Annotated in this window: 8 protein-coding genes; 3 read left to right on the top strand and 5 right to left on the bottom strand. The window is 41.0% G+C overall.

Annotation, left to right across the window (positions count from 1 at the left end; all coding sequences use genetic code 11):
* From SMIDD26_RS12635 to SMIDD26_RS03290, 5 genes are all read right to left on the bottom strand, one after another.
* Positions 1 to 365, bottom strand: a 365-nt coding sequence (locus tag SMIDD26_RS12635; RefSeq protein WP_280630512.1) for a carbamoyl-phosphate synthase domain-containing protein, incomplete at its 3' end; no start/stop codon positions are given.
* A 49-nt stretch (positions 366 to 414) separates the two neighbouring features.
* Positions 415 to 1,338 carry an aspartate carbamoyltransferase catalytic subunit gene (locus SMIDD26_RS03305; protein ID WP_004260121.1) on the bottom strand — a complete coding sequence of 308 codons (924 nt, stop codon included), beginning with the start codon at positions 1,336 to 1,338 and terminating at the stop codon, positions 415 to 417.
* An 18-nt stretch (positions 1,339 to 1,356) separates the two neighbouring features.
* A complete protein-coding gene (gene pyrR, locus SMIDD26_RS03300; RefSeq protein WP_000850023.1) occupies positions 1,357 to 1,878 on the bottom strand; it encodes a bifunctional pyr operon transcriptional regulator/uracil phosphoribosyltransferase PyrR in 522 nt (173 codons plus the stop codon).
* A 210-nt stretch (positions 1,879 to 2,088) separates the two neighbouring features.
* Positions 2,089 to 2,718 (bottom strand): endonuclease III, encoded by a 630-nt coding sequence (gene nth, locus SMIDD26_RS03295; RefSeq protein WP_000244443.1) that lies wholly within the window; start codon positions 2,716 to 2,718, stop codon positions 2,089 to 2,091.
* Positions 2,718 to 3,260 carry a YceD family protein gene (locus SMIDD26_RS03290; RefSeq protein ID WP_061438904.1) on the bottom strand — a complete coding sequence of 181 codons (543 nt, stop codon included), beginning with the start codon at positions 3,258 to 3,260 and terminating at the stop codon, positions 2,718 to 2,720. Before SMIDD26_RS03290 ends, nth begins: the two co-directional genes overlap by 1 nt.
* 220 nt (positions 3,261 to 3,480) lie before the next feature.
* On the opposite strand from SMIDD26_RS03290, the gene SMIDD26_RS11420 reads away from it, so the two are divergent.
* The 3 genes from SMIDD26_RS11420 to SMIDD26_RS03280 form a co-directional block, all read left to right on the top strand.
* Positions 3,481 to 3,741: a helicase BlpT gene (locus SMIDD26_RS11420; protein WP_419986648.1), complete on the top strand. Its 261-nt coding sequence runs from the start codon at positions 3,481 to 3,483 to the stop codon at positions 3,739 to 3,741.
* A gap of 209 nt (positions 3,742 to 3,950) precedes the next feature.
* Complete coding sequence (locus SMIDD26_RS12630; protein WP_061439162.1) at positions 3,951 to 4,142, top strand: hypothetical protein; 192 nt, start codon at positions 3,951 to 3,953, stop codon at positions 4,140 to 4,142.
* Between the two features lie 88 nt (positions 4,143 to 4,230).
* On the top strand, positions 4,231 to 5,537 hold a 1,307-nt coding region (locus SMIDD26_RS03280; protein ID WP_246746898.1), incomplete at its 3' end, for an ATP-binding cassette domain-containing protein.

The following is a 5,537-nucleotide window of genomic DNA, read 5'->3' as shown; positions in this document are numbered from 1 at the left end:
CGGATAATCTTGGTAAGGGCACGTGTATCAATCCCTGAAATACCTGGAATTTTCTTGGCTTTCAAAAATTCATCCAGCGTCATTTGATTGCGCCAGTTGCTTGCTCTACGTGCTTCTTCGAAAACAACGACTCCCTTACAAGTTGGAATAATAGATTCGTAATCATCACGGTTGATTCCATAATTTCCTACCAAAGGATAAGTAAAGGTCAAGATTTGTCCATTATAAGACTGGTCTGTAATGGATTCTTGATAGCCGGTCATTCCTGTATTAAAGACGATTTCGCCTGTTACATCAATATCTGCTCCGAAGGCCTTGCCTTCAAAAACTGTGCCATCTTCTAATACTAGAAGTCTTTTTGTCATATTTTCACCTCTCGTGGACGCTCACTGGCGTCTTTTAACGTCTTGTGTTTTAGTTGGCGTTTCTACTCGCCAATACGGATTCTAAGATTGCCATTCGAACAAAGACACCATTGGTCATTTGTTGGACAATCCGTGATTTTGGTGCTTCAACCAAGTGGTCTGCGATTTCTACATCACGGTTGACTGGAGCTGGGTGCATGAGGATTGCTGTTTCTTTCAAACGATCGTAACGTTCTTGAGTCAAGCCATGTTGGGCATGGTAGTCTTCTTTGGAAAAGACTGCACCACTATCATGGCGTTCATGTTGCACACGAAGAAACATCATGACATCCACCTGATCAATGATTTCATCAATGGTTACAAACTGTCCATAATCTGCAAACTCTTGACTTCTCCATTCCTCAGGTCCAGCAAAGTAAAGTTCAGCTCCCAAGCGTTTCAAAATCTGCATATTGGATTTGGCAACACGTGAATGATCCAAGTCACCTGCAATAGCAACCTTAAGACCCTCAAAGTGACCAAATTCCTCATAAATAGTCATCAAATCAAGCAAGCTCTGGCTAGGGTGTTGTCCCGAACCGTCTCCACCATTGATAATGGAAGTCGTAATCGTTGGACTTGCAATTAACTCTCTGTAGTAGTCAACCTCAGGGTGACGAATCACACAGACATCCACTCCTAAAGCAGACAAAGTCAAAATAGTATCATAAAGTGTCTCACCCTTATTGACTGAACTAGTTTTCACATCAAAGTCAAGTCGCTCCAATCCCAGTTTAATCTCTGCCACTTCAAAGGACTTATGCGTCCGTGTAGAATCCTCAAAGAAAAGATTGGAAACAATCGGATGGTCTTCATAAGGAAGCTGAGCTCCGTTTTTAAACTCAATTCCTCGCTTGATCAATTTCATCACTTGATCGACAGTGAGGTCTTCCATGGACACCACATGGTTCAATGCTTGTTGATTTTCTGACATGGCTACTCCTTTAGCTTTCTAAGCTTCTTCAGTAATCAGAACTCTATCTTGGCCATCAAGTTCTGCCATCTCTACGATGATTTCTTCAGAACGACTAGTTGGGATATTTTTCCCAACGTAATCTGGACGGATTGGCAATTCTCTATGTCCACGATCGACTAGAACCGCTAAACTCACGCGCGCAGGACGACCATGACCTACAATATTATCAATAGCAGCACGGATGGTACGACCTGTATAGAGCACATCGTCCACCAAGATAACTTCGCGGTCTGTCACATCGACAGAAACCAAAGAAGTATCTTCTCCACTTTTAACATCGTCACGGAAGGGTTTCGTATCCAATTCCACAACAGGAACTGAAAGATTTTCTAACTGTTCCAAACGTTCTTGGATTCGGTGGGCGATAAAGACACCACGAGTTTTAATACCAGCCAAGACGATTTTATTCAAATCTTTGTTGCGTTCGATAATCTCATAAGTAATACGCGTAATCGCTCGTTTGACGGTCAATTCGTCTACAACTTCTTTTGTCTTCATGACAAACCTCCAAAAAGAAAAGTCTCCTTAAACAAGGAGACTTGAAATGTATAGCCAAGCGAGCCCTACTGCAAACAGTATAGACTTCACCCTTCTACTTTATCGCGCTCCTTGCCTGCCTCACGGGACAGGTTTAAAGGAATATTTAATTATCAATTACTATAGCACAAAGCGAGCGTAAAATCAAGCAAAAACTTTTGAGCCCCCATCTTATAAATTGCTAAAATCATATAACTGTGGGTACTGGTCACACTCTGGATTTTTAGGATGGCAAATGGCTCTTCCAAAATAAATCATGGCCTGATGAGCTGCTAACCACTGCTCCGGTGGTAAGATATCCATGACCCTCTTTTCCACCTCAAGTGGTGTCGCTGACTTTTTAACGATATCGTGGTGTTTACAAATACGCTCCACATGAGTGTCTACTGCAAAGGCTGGAATTCCAAACCCCACACTCATGACAACATTGGCTGTTTTGCGACCAACTCCTGCCAAACTCTCCAATTCCTCACGTGTTTGAGGAACTTGACCATCAAAATCGTCTAGTAACTGTTGGGCACATTTTTTAAGGAATTTAGCCTTATTCCGATACAATCCCAAGCGAGAAATGTGTGAAGCAATCTCACTCTCAGTCGCCACAGACATGGCTTGTGGCGTTGGAAAGGCAGCAAAGAGACCCGGTGTGGCCTTATTTACCGCTGCATCCGTTGTCTGAGCTGACAACATGACCGCAACCAAGAGTTCAAAATGATTGGTAAAATCAAGACTGGGTTTGGCATCTGGAAAAAGAGCAATGATTTCTTCTAGCACTTTTCGTGCTCGTTTTTTTGACAAGACCATTATTCGTCTCCGTCAAATAGTCCTTGTAAGCCAGCAAAAGGACTGTTTTCTTCTTTCTTGACTGCTTGTCGGGCTTGGTATTCTTCCTCTGTCATGATTTGCCAGTCATTTCCTGAAACAAATCCTTGACCAGCCTCTTCTTCAGCCGTCAAGACCTTGATAGGAATGTTTAGTAGGATATTGTCTGATACGCTCTCAGCAAGGTCAAGTTCTCCATTTTCGATAGGCAGGACCAAGTCATCGTCTAAAACTTCCTGATCTAGTTGGTTAGTTGCGCCTTCCATGAAAACTTCCGTTACTGGATAAGATTCAACTAACTCAACTGGCTCCATACTGCGACTTGAAGCAAGAACAATGGTATAAGATAGTTGATAATCTAAGAAATACATACGGTCTTCGTACTGTACTTTCCCAACAGCAAGGATATCTTTTACATCTAAAATTTCTTGATTACGTGCACGCAGGTCTGCGGCTAAGTCTAATGTTTGTTCAAAATGCAAGCCTTCAGACTGCTTGCGAATCTCTTGAATATTTAATTTCATACTTCCTCCATAAAGATTTACTCTCTTGATTATACCATGAAAAGGCTACAAATCAGCCCACCAAACTTTATAATTAAAATTCGATTTTTTAACATATTTACTACGATATTTTTGTTTTTTAGTTCTATACTATAGGAAAGAATACATAAGAGCAAGGAGGATGCTCATATGGAAGACAAAGAACTCGGTACTAATGCAACCCAACTCCTATCCGAGTTAAATAAATAAAAGCTACCAAAACTGTAAACAGGGTAGGGCAGATGATATTCGACTACAAGAGCTACTAAATACTACTCTGCAAGAGCTCAAAAAAGCGGAAAAGTTGAACAACAGTATCTTAATAGACCTTGAGAAATTTTACCAACCTACCAGTCTTCTGATAGGTCTCGGTAGCCTAAAACTCAACGACCAAGCACGTATCTCTTGGCACAACTATGATAAATTCCATTACGATCATGTCAAACACGTACTAAGTCTTTAGGTACCTGTTTTTGGATTTTAAAGCATAGAATTTCCAGTTTTCTGTTGACAAAATATCCTGAAAGGTATAGGATAGAGGTACAAATACTCGGAGGTAAGGGAGACATGAACAACTAAGTCTATCAAATAAAGAACCTTTATTTAGTAGATCTTGTTTTTGTCTCTTTTTGTGTGCTCTTTTATGCTCTTTCTTCTGGCATTTTATACTCAATGAAAATCAAAGAACAAACTAGGAAGCTAGCCGCAGGTTGCTCACAGCACTGCTTTGAGGTTGTAGATAAGACTGACGAAGTCAGCTCAAAACACTGTTTTGAGGTTGTGGATAGAACTGACGAAGTCAGTAATCATATCTACGGTAAGGCGACGCTGACGTGGTTTGAAGAGATTTTCGAAGAGTATTAATAGAGTTTTTTTGACATAGACATTGGCTCTACTAGGTAAAGTAGAGCTTTTTGTTATGCACTATTGATATTCTAGAAAGGGCAATCATATGATAAACATCAATCACCTGACCATCACACAAAACAAAGATCTACGAGACCTTGTCTCTGATTTAAGCATGAGCATCCAAGACGGGGAAAAGGTAGCTATTATTGGCGAAGAGGGAAATGGCAAATCAACCTTACTTAAAATTTTAATGGGGGAAGCTTTGTCTGATTTCACTATCAAGGGAGACATCCAGTCTGACTATCAGTCACTGGCCTACATCCCTCAAAAACTCCCCGAGGACCTGAAAAAGAAAACTCTACACGACTACTTCTTTTTGGATTCTATTGATTTAGACTACAGTATCCTCTATCGTTTGGCGGAGAAGTTGCATTTTGATAGTGATCGTTTTGCTAGCGACCAAAAGATTGGCAGTCTATCAGGCGGCGAATCTTTGAAAATTCAGCTCATCCATGAGTTAGCTAAACCCTTTGAGATTCTATTTTTAGATGAACCTTCAAACGACCTAGACCTTGAGACGGTTGATTGGCTAAAAGGTCAGATTCAAAAGACCAGGCAAACTGTTATTTTCATCTCCCATGATGAAGACTTTCTTTCTGAAACGGCAGACACTATTATCCACTTGCGACTGGTCAAGCACCGTAAAGAAGCCGAAACGCTAGTCGAGCATTTAGACTATGATTGCTATAGTGAGCAGAGAAAGGTTCATTTTGTCAGACAAAGCCAGCAAGCTGCTAACGACCAAAGAGCCTATGACAAAACCATGGAAAAGCATCGCCGAGTCAAACAAAATGTAGAAACTGCACTTCGGGCTACCAAAGACAGTACTACCGGTCGCCTATTGGCCAAAAAGATGAAAAATGTTCTCTCTCAAGAAAAACGCTACGAAAAGCTAGCTCAGTCCATGACCCAAAAACCACTTGAAGAGGAAGAAATTAGACTTTTTTTCTCAGATATACAGTCATTACCAGCATCTAAAGTCTTAATCCAACTGGAAAAAGAAAATTTGTCCATTGGCGACCGTGTTTTGGCTCAGGAACTACAACTAACTGTCCATGGCCAAGAAAAAATCGGTATTATCGGGCCAAATGGTGTTGGAAAATCGACTCTGCTAGCCAAGTTTCAACAACTGCTTAGCGCCAAAAGAGAAATTTCGCTTGGTTTTATGCCACAAGATTACCACACGAAACTGCAATTGGATTTATCCCCAATAGCCTATCTCAGCAAAACTGGGGAAAAAGAGGAATTGCAGAAAATCCAATCTCACTTAGCTAGTCTCAATTTCAGTTACCCAGAAATGCAGCATCAAATTCGCTCCTTATCTGGCGGGCAACAGGGTAAACTCCTGCT

It is taken from the genome of Streptococcus mitis, assembly GCF_001579035.1.
Taxonomy (GTDB): domain Bacteria; phylum Bacillota; class Bacilli; order Lactobacillales; family Streptococcaceae; genus Streptococcus; species Streptococcus mitis_J.
Note: the sequence above shows the minus strand (reverse complement) of the source record. Positions and strands in the feature narration are given on the sequence as shown.

Coding starts and splice junctions, on each gene's coding strand:
- SMIDD26_RS12630 (WP_061439162.1), top strand. CDS start 3,951: ATGAAAATCAAAGAACAAACTAGGAAGCTAGCCGCAGGTTGCTCACAG.
- SMIDD26_RS03305 (WP_004260121.1), bottom strand. CDS start 1,338: ATGTCAGAAAATCAACAAGCATTGAACCATGTGGTGTCCATGGAAGAC.
- SMIDD26_RS03290 (WP_061438904.1), bottom strand. CDS start 3,260: ATGAAATTAAATATTCAAGAGATTCGCAAGCAGTCTGAAGGCTTGCAT.
- pyrR (WP_000850023.1), bottom strand. CDS start 1,878: ATGAAGACAAAAGAAGTTGTAGACGAATTGACCGTCAAACGAGCGATT.
- nth (WP_000244443.1), bottom strand. CDS start 2,718: ATGGTCTTGTCAAAAAAACGAGCACGAAAAGTGCTAGAAGAAATCATT.